Origin of the sequence: Halalkalibacter krulwichiae (genome assembly GCF_002109385.1) — a bacterium.
Lineage (GTDB): Bacteria > Bacillota > Bacilli > Bacillales > Bacillaceae_D > Halalkalibacter > Halalkalibacter krulwichiae.
In genome coordinates this window covers 3,994,244-4,011,525 of the sequence record NZ_CP020814.1, presented here as the reverse complement: position 1 = coordinate 4,011,525, position 17,282 = coordinate 3,994,244, and the positions used below count along the sequence as shown (strand labels likewise).

At 41.2% G+C, this 17,282-nt stretch carries 19 protein-coding genes; 10 read left to right on the top strand and 9 right to left on the bottom strand.

Annotated elements, in window-relative coordinates; genetic code table 11:
• Positions 1-33: 33 nt before the first annotated feature.
• A complete protein-coding gene (locus BkAM31D_RS20210; protein ID WP_066157607.1) occupies positions 34-1,389 on the bottom strand; it encodes an MFS transporter in 1,356 nt (451 codons plus the stop codon).
• A gap of 240 nt (positions 1,390-1,629) precedes the next feature.
• Here BkAM31D_RS20210 and BkAM31D_RS20205 point away from each other — a divergent pair, with 240 nt between their 5' ends.
• Both BkAM31D_RS20205 and BkAM31D_RS20200 read left to right on the top strand, forming a co-directional pair.
• Entirely contained in the window at positions 1,630-1,947 is a 318-nt protein-coding gene (locus tag BkAM31D_RS20205; protein WP_066157101.1) for a PadR family transcriptional regulator, read from the top strand.
• Positions 1,944-2,471 carry a DUF2812 domain-containing protein gene (locus BkAM31D_RS20200; RefSeq protein ID WP_066157098.1) on the top strand — a complete coding sequence of 176 codons (528 nt, stop codon included), beginning with the start codon at positions 1,944-1,946 and terminating at the stop codon, positions 2,469-2,471. Before BkAM31D_RS20205 ends, BkAM31D_RS20200 begins: the two co-directional genes overlap by 4 nt.
• A gap of 191 nt (positions 2,472-2,662) precedes the next feature.
• Here the strand turns inward: BkAM31D_RS20200 and BkAM31D_RS20195 are convergent, their stop codons facing one another.
• Together BkAM31D_RS20195 and BkAM31D_RS20190 are read right to left on the bottom strand one after the other, a co-directional pair.
• Positions 2,663-3,316: a hypothetical protein gene (locus BkAM31D_RS20195; protein ID WP_066157096.1), complete on the bottom strand. Its 654-nt coding sequence runs from the start codon at positions 3,314-3,316 to the stop codon at positions 2,663-2,665.
• A gap of 144 nt (positions 3,317-3,460) precedes the next feature.
• The gene (locus tag BkAM31D_RS20190; protein WP_066157093.1) at positions 3,461-5,284 is read right to left on the bottom strand and encodes an SGNH/GDSL hydrolase family protein; all 1,824 of its coding nucleotides are present in this window, start codon (positions 5,282-5,284) and stop codon (positions 3,461-3,463) included.
• 247 nt (positions 5,285-5,531) lie between these two features.
• Here BkAM31D_RS20190 and BkAM31D_RS20185 point away from each other — a divergent pair, with 247 nt between their 5' ends.
• The gene (locus BkAM31D_RS20185; protein WP_066157090.1) at positions 5,532-5,843 is read left to right on the top strand and encodes a hypothetical protein; all 312 of its coding nucleotides are present in this window, start codon (positions 5,532-5,534) and stop codon (positions 5,841-5,843) included.
• A gap of 86 nt (positions 5,844-5,929) precedes the next feature.
• Here the strand turns inward: BkAM31D_RS20185 and BkAM31D_RS20180 are convergent, their stop codons facing one another.
• A complete protein-coding gene (locus BkAM31D_RS20180; protein WP_085449839.1) occupies positions 5,930-6,406 on the bottom strand; it encodes a hypothetical protein in 477 nt (158 codons plus the stop codon).
• A 349-nt stretch (positions 6,407-6,755) separates the two neighbouring features.
• Between BkAM31D_RS20180 and BkAM31D_RS20175 the strand changes: the two genes are divergently transcribed.
• The 7 genes from BkAM31D_RS20175 to BkAM31D_RS20145 all read left to right on the top strand — a co-directional run bounded on the left by BkAM31D_RS20175 (position 6,756) and on the right by BkAM31D_RS20145 (position 11,579).
• Entirely contained in the window at positions 6,756-7,313 is a 558-nt protein-coding gene (locus BkAM31D_RS20175; RefSeq protein ID WP_066157085.1) for a DUF2179 domain-containing protein, read from the top strand.
• A gap of 172 nt (positions 7,314-7,485) precedes the next feature.
• Positions 7,486-7,686, top strand: coding sequence for a hypothetical protein (locus BkAM31D_RS20170; protein ID WP_066157083.1), 201 nt, complete (start codon positions 7,486-7,488; stop codon positions 7,684-7,686).
• Between the two features lie 24 nt (positions 7,687-7,710).
• Positions 7,711-8,829 (top strand): GerAB/ArcD/ProY family transporter, encoded by a 1,119-nt coding sequence (locus tag BkAM31D_RS20165; RefSeq protein ID WP_066157081.1) that lies wholly within the window; start codon positions 7,711-7,713, stop codon positions 8,827-8,829.
• Between the two features lie 15 nt (positions 8,830-8,844).
• A complete protein-coding gene (locus BkAM31D_RS20160; protein WP_085449838.1) occupies positions 8,845-9,123 on the top strand; it encodes a hypothetical protein in 279 nt (92 codons plus the stop codon).
• Positions 9,120-9,704 carry a Ger(x)C family spore germination protein gene (locus BkAM31D_RS20155; protein ID WP_085449837.1) on the top strand — a complete coding sequence of 195 codons (585 nt, stop codon included), beginning with the start codon at positions 9,120-9,122 and terminating at the stop codon, positions 9,702-9,704. The genes BkAM31D_RS20160 and BkAM31D_RS20155 overlap by 4 nt, the downstream gene beginning before the upstream one ends.
• A gap of 11 nt (positions 9,705-9,715) precedes the next feature.
• Positions 9,716-10,039 carry a Ger(x)C family spore germination C-terminal domain-containing protein gene (locus tag BkAM31D_RS20150; protein WP_085449836.1) on the top strand — a complete coding sequence of 108 codons (324 nt, stop codon included), beginning with the start codon at positions 9,716-9,718 and terminating at the stop codon, positions 10,037-10,039.
• Between the two features lie 13 nt (positions 10,040-10,052).
• A complete protein-coding gene (locus BkAM31D_RS20145; protein WP_066157076.1) occupies positions 10,053-11,579 on the top strand; it encodes a spore germination protein in 1,527 nt (508 codons plus the stop codon).
• A gap of 116 nt (positions 11,580-11,695) precedes the next feature.
• On the opposite strand, the gene BkAM31D_RS20140 is transcribed toward BkAM31D_RS20145, so the two are convergent.
• The 5 genes from BkAM31D_RS20140 to BkAM31D_RS20120 form a co-directional block, all read right to left on the bottom strand.
• Complete coding sequence (locus tag BkAM31D_RS20140; RefSeq protein WP_066157073.1) at positions 11,696-13,162, bottom strand: aldehyde dehydrogenase family protein; 1,467 nt, start codon at positions 13,160-13,162, stop codon at positions 11,696-11,698.
• A gap of 24 nt (positions 13,163-13,186) precedes the next feature.
• Positions 13,187-14,452: a TRAP transporter large permease gene (locus BkAM31D_RS20135; protein ID WP_066157070.1), complete on the bottom strand. Its 1,266-nt coding sequence runs from the start codon at positions 14,450-14,452 to the stop codon at positions 13,187-13,189.
• Positions 14,449-14,934 carry a TRAP transporter small permease gene (locus BkAM31D_RS20130; protein ID WP_066157068.1) on the bottom strand — a complete coding sequence of 162 codons (486 nt, stop codon included), beginning with the start codon at positions 14,932-14,934 and terminating at the stop codon, positions 14,449-14,451. Before BkAM31D_RS20130 ends, BkAM31D_RS20135 begins: the two co-directional genes overlap by 4 nt.
• A gap of 228 nt (positions 14,935-15,162) precedes the next feature.
• Positions 15,163-16,203, bottom strand: a complete 1,041-nt coding sequence (locus BkAM31D_RS20125; RefSeq protein ID WP_066157066.1) for a DctP family TRAP transporter solute-binding subunit — start codon at positions 16,201-16,203, stop codon at positions 15,163-15,165.
• Positions 16,204-16,220: 17 nt separating this feature from the next.
• Entirely contained in the window at positions 16,221-16,991 is a 771-nt protein-coding gene (locus tag BkAM31D_RS20120; RefSeq protein ID WP_066157063.1) for an IclR family transcriptional regulator, read from the bottom strand.
• Positions 16,992-17,282: the final 291 nt, after the last annotated feature.

Below are 17,282 nucleotides of genomic sequence, written 5' to 3'. Positions count from 1 at the left end.
TGTTATGGCCTTTCATTTATCACATTAAGAAAGTTAGCTTCCTGCTGCTTTATCTAGTGGAGTGTCTTGAGAATTCTTTTTTTCTTCTTGCTTATAATAAGCATATTTTTCTTGTACAAATGATAATGCGATTGCTGCGATAATTCCAGGTATTGCAAAGGCAAGGAAGTTCATTTGAATAGGTAAGCTAGCAGCAAGTAAGATTCCCCCAAACGTTGGAGCGACAATCGCACCAATTCGTCCGACTCCAGAAGACACGCCAAGAGCGGTTGAACGAATACGAGGAGGATAATATTGTGATACATAAGCATTGACGATGTTCTGTGACCCAATTGTACACGCTCCGGCAATCGCAACGAGCAGGTAAAGGACAGCCAAATTGCTTCTGAAACCTAGCAAGATGATACAAATCCCTCCGATTACATACATCGGGATTAACAGTTTTTTGGCTCCCCATTTATCTGCTAATCTTCCAATAATGAGTGTGCCAACGATCGCACCGAAATTAAGAATAATTAAAAATGTAAGACTTGAATCAAGAGCATATCCAGCTTCAAACATTAATTTAGGAAGCCACGTATTTAAACCGTAGATCATTAACAAACTCATGAAAAAGGCAACCCAAATCATGCTCGTACTTAGTCCACGGTTGTTTTTAAATAGCTGACCAACAGAGGAACCGCTTTCAGTAATCGTTTTCTTTTCGAACTGATCATGTTTCTGGTATGAAAAGCTTGGACTTACTTTTGTAAGGATGTTGCTTAACTGTTCGTTTTGGCCTCGTGCGATCAAGAAATTAGGTGTTTCTGGAATCTGTTTATACATAATCGGGAGAAGCAAAAGCGGGATTCCAGCAATCCAAAAGATAACTTCCCAGCCAAACATCGGAATGAGGAAAATACTTAAAGTAGGTGCCATCATTCCTCCTACTGAATATCCACAAAGGACAATAGAAACCAACGTGCTTCGACTTGTTTTAGGTGAATAATCTGTCATTAGAGCAATAATATTAGGCATAATCCCACCAAGACCTAAACCAGCAATAAATCGGTAAATAGAAAAGGCTTCTGGATTAGGTGCAAAACCACACAAGGCGGTAAATAAGCTAAATAAAATAATACATAATAAAATAACATTTTTTCTTCCGATTCGATCGGCTAATATTCCAAAAGTAATGGCACCAATCATAACCCCGATATAGCCATAACTTCCGATTGCTCCTGCTTGAACCGACGATAAAGACCATTCCTCAATAAGAAAAGGAACAACTGAACCGTACAGAACTAGATCATAACCATCAAACGCAATAATAAAGGTGCACCAAAATAGTAACATAGAGTGAAAGCGGTTAAATTTACTTTTAGCAATCACTTCTGTTGTGTTAATCATTGCCACGTTAAATCCCCCCTAAAAAAATAGCTATAACAGCGCTTACCAAATGTTGTTTTTAAAAATATACATTTAATATTATAATAATAGTGAACTAAATATCATATTAGTGTAATAATTTTGATATTACTGATTATAAACTCAACTTTTAATCATTGGCAAGAAAATTTTTGAAAGGTGTATCACATTATGATATATTATTTATAGATATATCATAATATGATATAAAGGAGGGCAAACGTGAAACAACTTGAACAATTGACTGATTCTGTTTTTTACATTATGGCAGCTCTCACGAAACCACGGCACGGCTACGCTGTCATGAATGTAATTGAAGAAGCGACAAAAGGGGCTGTAAAGATAGGTCCGGCTTCAATGTATACGATTATTAAAAAATTACTGAAGCAAGAGCTTATATACTTATACGATGAATCAGATTCACGCAGGAAGACTTACTTCTTAACGGATAAAGGACGTGAAGTACTAACAGAAGATATTGAACGTAGAAAAGTCATGATCCAAATAGCAGTTGATGGTTTAAAGGAGGGGAAGAAATGAAAAAAAGCAAATATATGATGTCGGGTGGGTTAGCTTTTTCTGAACAAAAAGATATGAATAAGCTTCGTAAACAATCTTTGAAAGGATGGCATGTAAAGTCGTTTGCCTTTATGGGGTATCGGTTGGAGCGTGGCCAAAAAGAAGATGTTACGTACAGCATAGATTATCGCTCGTTGCATGATGATGAGAGAGAAGAATACGTTGATTTCTTTGACTCGGCAGGATGGACACACGTCTGTTCAGAAGCCAATATGCATTTGTTTAAAGCACTTCCAAACACAGCACCGATTTACAGTGAAAAGGAGTCAAAGACTGAAAAGCATAATAGTCAGGGGAAGCTCATTAATGGAATAGCAGGAGTATTGTTCGCAATTGCTGTTGTTTTATTGGCGATTAGCCTTTTAACGACTGGAACTTTGCAAACGATCACGAAGCTATTTTTTATCGGTGTAGCCGCCTTAACCGTGCCAGCTATTATGACAGCTGCCGCCGTGTTTTATCAAAAGTTGAAGCTTAGATTATAACCGAGGCTGGGACCATAACGAAAGTGTTTATTGAAAAATCAGCCTTAGCGGAGGAAATATACGAAGAATCCTGCGGGATCAAAAGGCAAGGGTGAGACCCCACAGTGCGTTAGCACGAGGAGGCTCACCGGCCGCCTGCTAAAAAGCGAAGTATATTTCCGGAGCGGATGCGATGTACCGATATTAATTCATTAATTTTGAAAAGCAGGGTGCTCTGTATACTGCAAAGCAATCGACCTGAAATTAGCTGTATCAAAGTTATCCCAATTGATTCGCTCTGCAATTTCACGGTCTATTTCAACTCGTAGCACTTCACCTGGTGAGACATTGCCATACGTATCCGTTAAAGGCAAAAACCACATTAAAGAAACTTGTTCCACTTCATCTATTAGAAACAGTTCTTCAAATACTTCGGCAGAGTCTCGTAAAATACTCGTTCTCGTCATATTGGTCGTTAAGTTTTCATTTGCATTCATACGAGCAATGACAATTTTGTCATCAGGGTCATCCGTTCCAGCATGGTTATTTACCGCTAATTCAATCATGCGAGGTTCGTCCATATTCGTGTTTTCCCCAAGCGTATCTAAGATTGTTCTCTCAACTTGATCCTCTACGGTAGCAGGTTCTGTTTCCTCTTGTTCAAGGTCTTCTCCGGTTCCTTCATCAGTTGTCTCAGTTGCTTCTTCTTCTTGCACTTGTTCAGTTGTTTCGTCGGTTTGATCTCCATCTTCATCTCCAGAGAAGATGGCAGCGCATGATCCGAGTATGATAAAGAAGAGAATAAGACCTAAGCAACCTAAACAACCTCTCTTAGCATTCTTCTTGTTTTTTTCTTTGTCCGCCATTTTTTCCTCCTTTTTGAGTACCCTTTTTACTTTTTGAAGAAACTAAACAGGATATGCATAGAAGGGAATGGTGTTTAGTGGCAGTGTCTTTGATTAATAAAAGAGGCACGAAGAATGGTTTCTTCGTGCCTCTTTGTGATTAGGTTATGACAGGAGATTTTCTATCCCTCTTTGTCGACGATATTGAATGATGAGAAGGATGGCTCCTAAAACGAGCAATGCTGCACCGATTGCCATATAGGTGTAAGTCTGAGTAGCGGTATTCGGAAGCTTTTTGCCAGTTTGTTCGGATGTTTGTTTTTTGTCTGTCGTTGTTTGTTTGACTGGTTGTTTTTTAGGTGGTTCTTTCTTTGTAGTTTCTTTTTTAACTGGTGTGATAATAACTTCATTTTCTTCTTCGGATTCTTCAGGCTCTTCGACTTCTTCCTCCTCAGGCGGGTGTACAATGATTGGTTGTTCCGGCTCAACACCGCGTAGGGCAGCTACTCCAGCGGCAGCGAGTGCTTCATGACCAAGGGCATTCGGGTGAACAAAGTCATACGTAATGTAGACGGATTGTTTTCCGCTAAAAGCAGTATAGGCATCAGCTACGACAGCTGCTGATTGATTTGCGATTGGATGAATGATTTGACTGTTGATCGCTGGGATGAGCTCCTCACCTAGCAAATGAAGAGACTGTAAAAATGGATCTTCGTTTTCACCAAATGGGTTATATAGATTGTACAAAACAACTGGTGCGTCACTTTGTTGACGAATCATTCCCATGATCGCTTGAAGATTTTGAGCCATTTCAAGTACAGCTCCGTCAAGTTTATTTTGAAGCTCTTCATCAATAATGATTGGCTCCCCGTTTTCAATGGCTTCAGCAATTCCGGCCGCTTGCAATAAATCATTGTTTCCGATGTTTACAGTGATGATGCTTGCTTGTTGAACAGCTGTGAGATACTCCTCATTTGTTTGCAAAAGTTGTAGCAGTTGAGCTGATGTTAAACCAGGAACTCCTAGGTTTATTACCTCATGCTTGCCGGCTTCGATTAAATGAGGGAAGGCAAGAGTTGAAGGTTTGGTAACATCGGCATCAAGGTAAAGTCCGTATGTTATCGAGTCACCGAGAGCGACAAGAATGGACGATTCCGTTGGCGGTACCTCTGATGGTGGTTCTTCATTCGGATCTTCTTCAACGGGGTCTTCTTCTTCCTCAACCGGTTCTTCCTCTTCCGGAGGAGCTGGTGGGACAAGAAGATCGGCTAACAGTTGGTCCGCTAACGCTGCAAGAATTTGATGGCCATTAGCATTTGGATGAATGCGATCTGCTGATATCAAAGTTGCTTGTTGAGTTGAGAAACTCGCATAAGCGTTCGCAACAAGAGAACCAGAAGGTCCACTTACAGCATGGATGGCCGTGTTCATCGCTGTCATCACTTGCTCACCGAGTCCATGGAGGGCTTGAGCGAATGGATCTTCGCTAGGACCAAAAGGATTGTAGATCGTATATAACACAATCGGAGCGTCTGTCTGAGCGCGGATTGCAGCTATGATCGTTTGTAAATTTTGCGTATATGTTGCAACGATAGCTTGCACTTCCGCAGCAAGTTCCTCATTGGTCACGTGTATTTCTTGTGTGTTTAATATAGTGGCCATCATTTCATTTTGTAATAAATCATTTCCACCGATTGTTAACGTAACAACATCAGCGTCTTGAAGGTGGGCAGAAAACGATCCAAGGCTATTGACTAAATCTGTTGATGTCGCACCTGGAACCCCTAAATTCGTCACTTCTAACTGCCCATCTCCTATTAAACTAGGAAATGGTTCGTCTCCCGGCTCAAGACCGGTCCCGAAAGTAATCGAATCCCCAAGCGCCACTAGCTTAAGTTGGCCTTCATTATTTTCGTCTGCGAGTACAAAAGATGAGAGAAAAGTACTAATTAAAAGCATGACAACGAACAAAAAAGATAGCTTCTTCAAACTACATCCAATCCTCTCTTAACCTATTTAATTTTTTCTAACCTAAACTAGTATAATCGAAATAGACTGAATTATCTATTAGTTTTATTGTCAGAATTTGTCTGAATGGAGCACTTAGGGAGAAGGTAGGGGAGGTTTTGTCGGTTTTGGGGGGCGTTGAAAAGGTTGTGACAGCTGCTTGTGCATAATTAAAGAAGGACTAAAAATACTAAAAAAGAATGAAGAATAACCAAAGGGAGACAACAACATGATTAAATCAATGTACAATCATATTGGCTGGATCAAAGCTGTATTTAACTCAGGGAGACAAGCGGAGCAAGTCTTTGGAACGAAACATAACAACAGCAATGGCCTGCTGTTTTCTTTATTGGGACTAGGGATAGGCGCGGTTGCTTATAATGCGATAAAAGCGAGTGAAAATCGATTTCCGAAAGCTGGTGTAATGAAACATAATCAACCCAGCTCTCCTGGTCCCCTAAGCCCAGTCGCTGTAATGGAATTTGCAGAGGAACTAATGGATGAGCATCCCGACATGGAAGAGTTTAAAGATTTCTCTTAACTTGAAAAGATTCTGTTGAAGTTTGCTCTAGAATAAGATGCCCCGATTAAATTGACGGGGGCTAACTGTTCACTTGCTCCCTTGGCTTAACTTTCTCCGTTCAAAATCGACAAGAGAGAAATGGGGGCAGCTTGACCATATTCAGCATATTTTGATTGTTGCTGTTTTTGCTTTTCGATGAATTTTGTTTTCGTTGGGCCATCTTCAAAAGCGGAAGGCGCTGTTTCAGTCAAAGTCGTTTGCTTCATCCCGTGTAGCCATACTTCTAATTTATAAGTGCCTCTATCAATGATATGGCAGAGATCTTCAAGGGTTTCGATCAACTCAATTAGGCAGTCGAGGCCGCTTCTTAGTACTTGGGCTCCTTTTGCATTCGCGTGTTCTACACAATGTTCCATTTTGTACAAAATGTCTTGGTAGCGGAAGCTAATGTAGCAGCTGCTGCGATCCCAGTTATAGTCGAAATAGGAGACATTTAAGTGCTTCATAATTCTAGAAAGTCTTCTTTCACATAAAACTTGCTCGTTATTTGACGGTTTGAATAACTTGAAAAATTGAAACATGCCAATTTACCCCCATTTATATCATTTTATAAGTTTCCGTTTAACTGATACTTAGAATTTCTACATTGTTAGCAAGTCCCCTTTTTCAATCGTTTTACATAACTCGACGTTCCTCTACAGCAATAAGGAAGGGCCCTACCATGAAACAACATCGATCAGCATGTTAACACGTTTGAAGGCGTTTACATGATTTGTCAAAAATCGTCATTGCCTAAACTGTAAAAGAGAAAAATAGGCGGAAAGTCTTGGAGAAGAGACGTTTATAGCGAATTTTGATAATGACTAGATTTCTACCGGTGATCCCTGTTACACTACACGAGTTGAACTTTTTTAAGGGGAAGGTGAGGTCATGCTCCAGGCGTTCATTATTTTCTTTGCCCAGTTGCTTTTTGTTCCGGTGTTAACGTTACGAACGATCTTGATGGTCAAAGGGATGAAAGAAAAAGCGGCAGCTCTCGGTATCCTCGAAGGGCTTATCTATGTTGTGGCACTTGGAATTGTGTTTAGTGATTTATCGAATTATTTAAATATGGTAGCCTATGCCTTAGGGTTTGGGCTCGGTGTATATATTGGTCAATTAGTGGAGCAGAAACTGGCGATCGGCTATGTTTCACTCGAAGTGAATATTATGAGTAAAAATGAACCATTAACGAAACATTTGCGTGATGAGGGCTTCAGTGTGTCGACTTCACAAGTTGAAGGGATGAATCAAGCAAGCAGATACAGGCTCGATTGTACAGCGAGGCGTGACCGTGAAGAAGAATTTATGAAGATCGTCAGCACATATGAGCCGAATGCATTTATCGTATCGTATGAGCCGCGTAACTTTAAAGGCGGTTATATAACAAAAGCGATGAAAAAGAGAAAAGCAAAGCGCGACAAGAAAAAGATTGAGGCATCAGCTTAAGTTGTGCCAGAAAAAAAGAGCGATTGCTCCGCTGTGAAGTGGGGTGATGGCTTTTTTGTGTGGGGATGTGGAAATCCACCTCTCGCACGCCTTTTCCATTTTCAGTCTAAATGTATTCATATATTTGAAAACATTAGAAAATACTAGGGAATAAATGAAAGGGAGTCGAGTAATGGAAGAGATTATAGACAGGGTACTAGGGTTTTTACCACATAGATCAACGATATGGTCAGCAATCATTTTGGCACTTAGTATTGGGACTGCTCAATATGTATACCATACTTTATCAGAAATCTTTCTGTTGCCTTGGCAAAAGCAGGAAAATCAACATATGCGTAAGACGAATTTGAGTAAGGAAAAAAGTGGCGATTAAAATTGGGGAGGCGAACAATGAAATATGAACAATTTCAAGATGTCATCTTCCGAATTAAGTATTTTAATGATCTCTTTCATTTTTGGGGTTGGAATTTTGATTATGCCAAGGTCTGTGGCTCAAGATGTTGGAACGGCAGATGGCTGGATTTCAATGATTCTGGGCGGGGGAGTTCAAATTGGCATCATCTTTTTCTGTATCCTGATTCAACGCCATTTTCCTGGACAAAATTTTTTTGAATTTATTAGTACAGGTAAATATGGTAAATGGATAACCTTGTTTATTAGCATTCAATTCCTAATCTTTCTTGTTTTAGTCATTTCTTTTATTTCGCGGATTATTGGATTAGCGGTAAAAATGTATTTACTAGATCAAACGCCAATAGAAGTTATAGTTGGTTCGATGTTACTTCTTGTTTTTTATGCGGTCTCAAAAGGAGTACAAGGAATTGTGCATATTAGTTTAATGTTTGTACCCATTATTTTGATCGTTTTAATGTTAGGTATTGTTTTTAACATAGGAAATGTAGATCTGACAATCTTTGTGCCTGTTTTGTCTGAAGGGTTTTATCCAGTGGCGAATGGGATTTTGCCGACGGTGTATTCGTATATGGGTGTTTATATTCTCTTCTTTTTTCTTGGAAGGGTGAAAGATAACAAGTTTAAGGCTTGGCCTTATTACATTGGTCTTGTCATTGTTATCTTGATTCATACTCTTTACTTTGTGGTCGAGGTAGCTGTTTTTTCATTAGAACCTTTGAAGACAATCACCTTTCCTACGATTGAACTAGCGAAAGAAATTGAGGTTCCTGGAGGTTTTTTCGAACGGATCGAATCGCTTTTTTTGACGATTTATATAATGAGCGTCTTTACTACTTTAACAATTAATGCTGTATTAGCTCAAATCTTAATTAAAGATGTCATTCTTAAAAAGGAAACAGTACCTTGGCTCTCTAGTGCAATGGCTTTTTTTCTTTTTATCATAACCTTCATTCCCAATTCAATGGATGAGGTTGCGAAAGTGGGAGACTGGTCGGCCTATGTAGCCAGTATCGCTACAGGCTCAATACTGTTATTCGGTTGGATTGCGGTTATGCGTAAAAAGAAACAACAAAGTAAAACGACTCATGAAGCTGGCATGTAGATTCGAGGTGTAGAGTTGAAGGCCGTAATAGTATGTTCTCTTATAGTTGCTAGTTGTTTTCTAATAGGATGCTGGGACCGAACCGAAATTGAAGAAGTCGGTTTTTTAATAGGGGTAGGCTTAGATCCTGGAGAAGAATTTAAAAAGGAAATGAAAAAAATCGAAAAGGAAAAGAAGCAAAGCTTTGACCACTTAATTAATGGTACATACCAAGTAGCTATCCCTAGTCGTCTTATCCAACAAGAGGGGGAGGGACAGGTGATCCTTTTTTTAATATTGAAACGACTGGTTTGACCAATTTCACAATGATGCGGCAAATAGCTTCAAAGAGAAGCCGGAAATTAAATTTAGAGCATATGAAAAACATCATTATTAATGAGGAGTTAGTGCGAGAAGAACATGTATTAGAGTACATTTTGGACTTTTTCTTGCGGGATCACGAAGTTCGTAGACGAACGAATGTGATCATTTCACAGGGGGAGGCATCAGAGATCTTACAAGACAAGTTACCACTGGAAGAAATGCCGTCAATAAGCATCATGCACATTGGTGAAAATGAGAAAAATGTAGCTCAAATGTTACCTCAACAAATGCTTGGAACGATTCAAGCCTATGTAATGGAGGAAGCAAGTTTTCTATTGCCGAGAATTGTAAAAGGACCAGAAAAAGATCTGAAAATGGCGGGAGCCGCCATTTTTCTAGGGAAATCTAATCATCTAATCGGTTTGTTAGGGGAAGAGGATGTTAGAGGATATAAATTAGTGATAGGAGAGTATGGCAATGGTACGATCGAAACAAAATTTGAAGATGAACCGATCGTGCTTGAAAGTTTTACTGCGGATGCGGTGGTTGACTACGAGCGGAAAGAGGGGTAAACCATTTTAATGTGGAGATTAAGGTAGAGGGTTCGTTAGGAGAGAGCTGGATTCGCCAAAAAGCAATTAATGATATGAAGATGTTTGAGCAGCTTGGTGAAGCTTTTGAAAAAGAAATAAGGTTAAGAGCAAACGATATCATCCAAAAAATGCAAAAAGAATTTGGAGCTGATATTTTTGAATTTAACCGGAAAGTAAGACAAAAAGAAAATCGCTATTGGAAGACGGTCGAAGATGATTGGGATGGAAAAGGTGGAGTGTTTTCAAAAGCGGAAGTGACAGTGAACGCGAAGGTAGAAATTAGACACTATATGCTGAATGAAAAATTGAACTGAGAGGGTTAAAACAATGTTTAAGAAGAAGTTGTTTAAAACGCTACACTCGAACACCGCCCGGAAAAAAGAGGAATATCAAGTGACCCTCTCAAAAAATTTGAACGAGACCGTAGACTCCATTCGTAAAGTGATCGGGGAAAGCACGGATGTTATTCAACGCGACTTTACGATTAATCATTATATTAGAGCGTCCCTATTTTATATAGATGGCCTTTCCGGTATTGATCACATCGAACAAAATATTATTAAGCCATTGACCGACTCTAGTAATCAAATATTGAGAGGTCAGCCAATTGAACGAGTAGTGAACGAAGTCGTTAGTGTCTCTAATATATCAATCGTTGATAATTTTGATGATGCGATTCTTCCGGTAATGAGCGGAGACTCCTTACTCGTTATTGACGGGTATGAGAAGTTAATAACGTTAGATACTCGGCAAATGGATAAACGATCGATTCAGGAACCTCAAAGTGAGATTGTCGTAAGAGGTCCTAGAGATGGCTTTATTGAACTTCTGCAATCGAATATTATGTTGATACGAAGACGAATAAAAGATCCGAATTTAGTTGTCCAACAAGGCAAAATTGGACGAAGATCGAAAACGGATTTTGCTTTACTTTATATGAAAGGCATTGCACCTAATGAATTAATTGAAGAAGTCCGTTTCCGGATTTCTTGTATTGACCTTGATGGGGTTCTTGAATCTGGCACGGTAGAACAATTAATTGAGGAAAATGTATTTTCTCCCTTTCCGCAATTAGGGAATACAGAAAGACCGGATAAAGCAGCAGGGGCACTGATGAATGGACAAGTTCTCATTGCGATCGATGGGAGCCCTTATGTCTTAATTGCTCCGGTCGTATTAGAACAATTATTCAAATCGCCTGAGGATTATTATGAACGCTGGTTTATTGGGACACTTATTCGTAGCCTACGTGCGATTGCAGCGATCATCGCTTTACTTCTTCCGGGTGTTTATATCGCGGTTGTGTCTTTCCATCAAGGGATGATTCCTACGACACTGGCCCTTTCCATTGCCGGGACGAGAGAAGGCGTTCCGTTCCCTGCTTTTATTGAAGCAATCCTAATGGAATTTACGATTGAACTTTTGCGAGAAGCTGGGGTTCGTCTGCCGCGACCGGTTGGACAAACGATTGGGATTGTCGGTGGTTTGGTTATCGGTGATGCGGCTGTACGAGCGGGGATTGTGAGCCCGGTTATGGTTATTGTCGTAGCCCTAACAGCGATTGCTTCCTTTGCCCTACCTGCTTATAGCATTAGTATCTCGATTCGGATTCTTCGCTTTAGCATGATGATCGCCGCATCAATATTAGGTTTATATGGGATGATTCTTTTTTATATTGCGATTAACATTCATCTTGTTGGATTACGAAGCTTTGGCAGCTATTATACAGCACCGATTGCTCCTTACGATTTTCCGAGCTGGCTTGATCTCATTTGGCGAGCGCCAACTTCAATATTGAGGAAAAGATCGGTAGAACCTGAAACGCAAGATAACACTAGACAATCTGATGTATGAGTAGAGCCGTTGCTCCTTGTGTGAAGTGGGGTGATGGCTTTTTTAGTCCAACTGAGCCCTGTACCGTAAAAAAACTCAAGACCAGGATCACTGACCCTAGTCTTGAGCTTTCAACATTAAAATGGAAATGGTCGTGGTTCTCTTTGGACAGATACCCAGCGGAGCGTTGTGAACTCCTCGAGGGACCAGTCGCCGCCGTAGCGCCCGAGGCCTGAGCTTTTCTCGCCGCCGAACGGGATGATGGATTCGCAGTTGATGCTTTGGTCGTTGACGTGAATCATACCGGTTTCGATCTGTAAGGCGACGTTGATGCCGTGATCGAGGTTTCCGGAAAAGACCGATCCGCTGAGGCCGTAGTCGCTGTCATTGGCAATGCGGATTGCTTCTTCTTCGCTCGAGACAGGGAGGATCGCTGCAACTGGGCCAAAGATTTCGTTTTGAGCGATTGCCATGTCATTTGTGACATCGGTGAGGATGACAGGCTCCATGAGTGTTCCGGTAACGTTGCCGCGTGTGACGACGTTGGCCCCTTGTTCAATCGATTGGTCGATTAATTGTTGGATTTTATCGACTTGATTCTGATTGATGATTGGTCCGATAAAGACATTAGGATCTACCGGATTTCCAACGCGGAGGCCGGCAACTTTTTCAGAAAAGACTTTCACAAACTCGTCGTAAAGATTGCGGTGGACGATGATTCGATTTAAGGACATGCAGATTTGACCTTGGTGTAGAAACTTTCCGAACACAGCTGCGCTTGCAGCTTGCTCGACATCGGCGTCATCAAGGACAATCATGACGTTGTTGCCGCCTAATTCGAGTGCAACGCGTTTTAAGTTTTTCGCACAAAGCTGGGCGATGTGGCGTCCGACTGCCGTTGAGCCAGTGAACGAAATCACTTTTGGAACAGGGTGTTCGACAAAGGCGTCGCCGATTTCAGCAATGTCAGCAACGACGATGTTTAGCAGTCCTTTTGGCAAGCCAGCTTCTTCAAAGAGCTTCCCGATAAATAGCCCGCCTGAAATGAACGTTTGCAAATCTGGTTTGACGACGACCCCGTTTCCAACAGCAAGGGCTGGAGCGATGGCGCGAATTGATAGGTAAAGCGGGAAGTTAAACGGGCTAATGACGCCGACGACCCCAACAGGAAGCCGGTAGATTCGGTTTTCTTTTCCTGGGACGACAGAAGGGACGGTTTCAGTTGTCATCCGAATCGGCAACGAGGCAAATTCGGTCAAATCAGCAATGGAAAGGTCTACTTCCGCTTGTGCTTTCGCAAAGCTGCTCCCTGTTTCCGAGACTAAGATCCCAACGATCTCATCGCGTTTATTGGCAAGTAGTTCAGCTGCTTTTTTTAACAGAGCGGAGCGCTCATAGGCGGATGTTTCCTGCCACTTTTTCTGTGCGGCCTTTGCTTCTTGATAGGCGGTGTTAACATCCTCTAGGTTAGCAAGCGGCATTTTCACGAGAATCGATTTATCAAATGGATTTTTGTTTAAGTACGTATTTTCACTGTTTCCTATTTTCCATTGGCCTCCAATGTATTGTCTTGACCAATCACGAAAGGTAGTTGTAGTTTGCATAAAAAATCCCATCCCTTTTCCATATTATTTGACTAAAAACATGACAACTTCTGGTACGAACGTGATGAATAACAAGACGGCAATCATCACGAGAATCGGAAGAACGATATGTTTTGATAGTTTTTGAATGCTTACTTTTCCAACGCTTGCAGCGGTAAATAGACAGACGCCAAAAGGCGGAGTCGCAAGGCCAATCGCTGTACCGATGACGACAACAATGCCAAAGTGGAGCGGGTCCATGCCAAGGCTTGTGACAATCGGTAAAAACAATGGAACGAGAATCACTAACGTAGCCGACGTTTCCATGAACAAGCCAATAATCAAAATGATTAAGTTGATGATTAACAATATGACAATTGGGTTGTCAGAGAAAGAAAGAAACGTTGCAACGATGCTTTGCGGAATTCCTTCTGCTGTTAATACCCATGCAAGTAAGGAGGCGTTCGCAATGATAAACATGATGTTAGCTGTTAGTTTGGCTGATCCGTAAAAGATCGGCAGGATGTCTTTGAACTTCAAATCTTTATAAATAAACAGACCAACACCTAATGCATAAAAGACAGCGGCAACAGCCGATTCTGTTGGCGTGAACACGCCGCCGAAAACCCCTCCGACTAAGATAACCGGAGTCCCTAACGCCCAAAGCGAGTCTTTTAACGCTGACCAAAATTCTTTGCGGTCAAAAGGAGTATTTTCTGCTTTGTAACCATGTTTTCGTGCTAAGAAATAAAACAAGATCATTAAGACGAAGCCAATTAATAGGCCTGCGGGAATCCCGACTTTGTATAGGTTCGCAACTGAAACGCCTGTTAAGCTGCTGTAAATGATAAAGGAAATACTTGGTGGGATGATGACCCCTAACGGACTTGCGGTTGCCACAATTGAGCTCGCAAAGCCGCGGTCATAGCCTTTATTTACCATGGCAGGGATCATTAAACTACCAAGTGCAGCGGCGGTTGCGACCCCGCTTCCAGAAATCGCCGAAAAGAACATACAAGCAAGAACGGTGACGAGACCTAGGCCGCCACTTACTTTCCCAACAAGAGCACTGGCGAGTCGAATCATCCGCTTAGCCAGTCCACCTTTGCTCATTAAGTCACCAGCTAAGATGAAAAGGGGAATTGCAAGCAAAGAGGTGACATCGACCCCGCCGACGATTTGCTGGGTGATGATGTTCACAGGAATCTCATTGATGAAAATATAGCCAATGGAGACAAGACCGATCGTGACAGCAATTGGAAGCCCCATTGCCATTAGCAAAAGAGCGGCAAGTAGTAGAATCGTAATCATGTTTGATCATCTCCTTGGCCGGATTTGGTAGGGAGCAGATGGACAACAAGATGAATGACCATAATAAGTGCTGATAACGGAAGAACTGCATAAAGGACCGTCATTGGTACGGACATGTTCGGTGAGAGCTGATTTTTCACTAAAGTTAAGGTGCCGTAACTGATTTTCGCTATTAGGCCTGCATAGATGAGCATCATAACGGTTTGAAAGATTCTGAGATAACGTTTCGATTTCGGAAAGAGACTTTCGAAAATGTCGACACTCATGAGAGATTTATCTCTAGTTGCGATGGCCGCTCCTAAGAAAACAAGCCATACGGTCGCATATCGAGCAAGTTCATCTGTCCAAAACGTCCCACTATTTAATACAAATCTAGAGAACACTTGAATAAACAATACAACTGAAACGGTCACAAGCAGGATCGTAATCACATGCTGACAGATTTTATCAATGGCTGAACTAATCCGATTTGCTAGTTTCATAGAGATGCTTCCCCTCTTTCTATGAAAACATTTTTAATTGAGGCCGGAACAAAAGAGTTTTAATTAACGAAGAGTCTGAATGTAATAGCGTAGCATCCGCTCCGAAAAGATACTTCGCATTCCGCGGGCGGCTGGTGAGCCTCCTCGTGCTAACGCACTGTAGGGCTCACCCTTGCCTTTCATCCCGCAGGAGTCTACGTATCTTTCCTCCGCTAAAGTTGTCTCGTTTTATCTAAGATCAGTAATACCTTTAAAGTACGTTTCGCCAAATTGTTGGCTGTATTTCTCTTGTGTGTTTGGAACGGCATTCATAAATAGTTCTTTGTCGACTTCGTTAATTTCCATGCCTTTTTCAAGCAAGTTTGCTTTTAGGACATCTTGTTGCTCGCGGTTGTGCTCAGCGATAGTTTTGGCCGCATCAACAGCTGCATCGGCGATTAGTTGTTGAAGGTCTTCAGGTAATTTCTCCATCGTTGTTTGACTAGACATGATCGTATTAATCGCGAAAATATGCTCCGTTAACGAAAGGTACTTTTGCACTTCGAACACATTTTGTGTGTAGTTGATTGAGTAGTCATTTTCTTGTCCGTCAATCGCTCCTTGCTGCATGGCAGTGAAGGCATCGGACCAAGGCATTCCAGTTGCCGTTGCACCCATTTCATTAATCGTATCTAAGTAAACACCGCTTTCAATAACGCGCAATGTCAAGCCTTTCATATCGTCTGGTGTGTGAACAGGGTGCTTCGAGTTGGTCACGCTTCTAAAGCCACGTGGGATGAAGGCATATGTGTTAATGCCGACATTGTCTGTTTCTTTTAAAAGCTCTTCGGCAACATCAGAATCTAGGAAACGTTCGACATGATCCCAATCTTCAAAAAGGTAAGGAACATCAAGAATCCCGAACTCTGGTACAAAGTTTGTAACAGGTGAACTAGTAATAACCGCTAAATCCATATTTCCAAATTGCATCGACTCAAGTAATTCTCTTTCCTGGCCTAACTGGCCGTTCGCAAATACATTGATTTTCACTTGGCCCTCTGATCTCTCTTCAACTAACTCTTTGAACTCAAGTGCTAGTAGATGATATGGGTTCGTTTCGGTTGCAATATGTCCAAGACGTAGTTCGTACACTTCGCCATCCGTTTCACTCGTTGCTTCTTCTGGATCGGAAGCTTCTGACTGTCCGTTATCACTCGTGCCACTGCCACAGGCAGCAAGCAAAAAGAGAAACAATAGCGACACAAATCCTAGCGATAAAATCTTCTTCATACAATTTTCCCCCTCGATTAATTCGGTATTTTCTTTTTTATCTCAGCTATTTTGGTAGCGGTTTCAAATAGTTGTGTAAGAACAAAGTCATGCTTGCTTTTCATTCGGGTCGTCGCGCCTGAGACACTAATCGCTGCTAGAACTTTTTGATTTTCATCGACGATCGGACAGGAGATACATGTTAAGCCTTCTACCATTTCTTCTTTGTCCATCGCATATCCGAGCTCGCGAATTTCTGCAATGCTATCAAGAAATTCCTTTTTCGTTGTAAGCGTGTTGTGAGTATAACGTTTCATCGTTTCTGTTGATGCATACTGCACGACTTTTTCATCAGATTCAAAACTTAGTAGTAGCTTTCCAGAGGCGGTGCAGTAGAGTGGAGCACTCCATCCAACATAGGAGCCCATATTTATATCGAGCTCTCCGCCTGATTCTACTTTGTCAACAAAGGTAGCTCGCTCATTATTCATCACAACGAGATGGACCGTTTCATTTAACGAATCTCGCAACTCAACTAAGTGCGGATGACTAATCGTGCGAATGTCTAATCGTTTTAAGTAAAGGGAGGATAGGTGTACAAGTTTCATGCCAATGCGATATTTTCCGGTTTCTGGATCACATTCTAAAACGCCTCCTTGCCGTAGTGTATACAGGATTCGAAACAAATTGGTTCGGTTCATTTTGACTCTATGTTCGATTTCACTTGGTGTCAGCTCTACTTCTTCTTCAAAAATGGACAACACATCAATCGCGTTTACTAGAGTTTTTAGGACGTATTGATCGCTCACTAGTATCACTTCTTTTTTTTAGATTTTTTGTTCGATATGTGAACGACGTGTTCACTATTGTTCACGAAGAAAGGCAAGGTGCCTTGTTCGTAAGGCTTTACTAAACTGTATGGCTAAGATGAGTGAAATATTAACTATTTTTTTAAAAAATATTTGATCTCCTAGTTGTTTCCTTATTCTATATACCGGTTGAATCTTTTTTTGTTAGTTGGAAATCTCTAGTAGATTGTTCTAAAAATGATAGAAAGCTTATATAAGTTACTAATCAATCTTCTAAAGGAGGAACGGGTT

Excerpts from the sequence above, each read along its gene's own strand:
- BkAM31D_RS20170 (WP_066157083.1), top strand. The coding sequence starts at position 7,486 with ATGGAAGAGATTATAGACAGGGTACTAGGGTTTTTACCACATAGATCA.
- BkAM31D_RS20145 (WP_066157076.1), top strand. The coding sequence starts at position 10,053 with ATGTTTAAGAAGAAGTTGTTTAAAACGCTACACTCGAACACCGCCCGG.
- BkAM31D_RS20135 (WP_066157070.1), bottom strand. The coding sequence starts at position 14,452 with ATGATTACGATTCTACTACTTGCCGCTCTTTTGCTAATGGCAATGGGG.
- BkAM31D_RS20210 (WP_066157607.1), bottom strand. The coding sequence starts at position 1,389 with ATGATTAACACAACAGAAGTGATTGCTAAAAGTAAATTTAACCGCTTT.
- BkAM31D_RS20140 (WP_066157073.1), bottom strand. The coding sequence starts at position 13,162 with ATGCAAACTACAACTACCTTTCGTGATTGGTCAAGACAATACATTGGA.
- BkAM31D_RS20130 (WP_066157068.1), bottom strand. The coding sequence starts at position 14,934 with ATGAAACTAGCAAATCGGATTAGTTCAGCCATTGATAAAATCTGTCAG.
- BkAM31D_RS20165 (WP_066157081.1), top strand. The coding sequence starts at position 7,711 with ATGAACAATTTCAAGATGTCATCTTCCGAATTAAGTATTTTAATGATC.
- BkAM31D_RS20175 (WP_066157085.1), top strand. The coding sequence starts at position 6,756 with ATGCTCCAGGCGTTCATTATTTTCTTTGCCCAGTTGCTTTTTGTTCCG.
- BkAM31D_RS20125 (WP_066157066.1), bottom strand. The coding sequence starts at position 16,203 with ATGAAGAAGATTTTATCGCTAGGATTTGTGTCGCTATTGTTTCTCTTT.
- BkAM31D_RS20200 (WP_066157098.1), top strand. The coding sequence starts at position 1,944 with ATGAAAAAAAGCAAATATATGATGTCGGGTGGGTTAGCTTTTTCTGAA.
- BkAM31D_RS20185 (WP_066157090.1), top strand. The coding sequence starts at position 5,532 with ATGATTAAATCAATGTACAATCATATTGGCTGGATCAAAGCTGTATTT.
- BkAM31D_RS20180 (WP_085449839.1), bottom strand. The coding sequence starts at position 6,406 with ATGTTTCAATTTTTCAAGTTATTCAAACCGTCAAATAACGAGCAAGTT.
- BkAM31D_RS20195 (WP_066157096.1), bottom strand. The coding sequence starts at position 3,316 with ATGGCGGACAAAGAAAAAAACAAGAAGAATGCTAAGAGAGGTTGTTTA.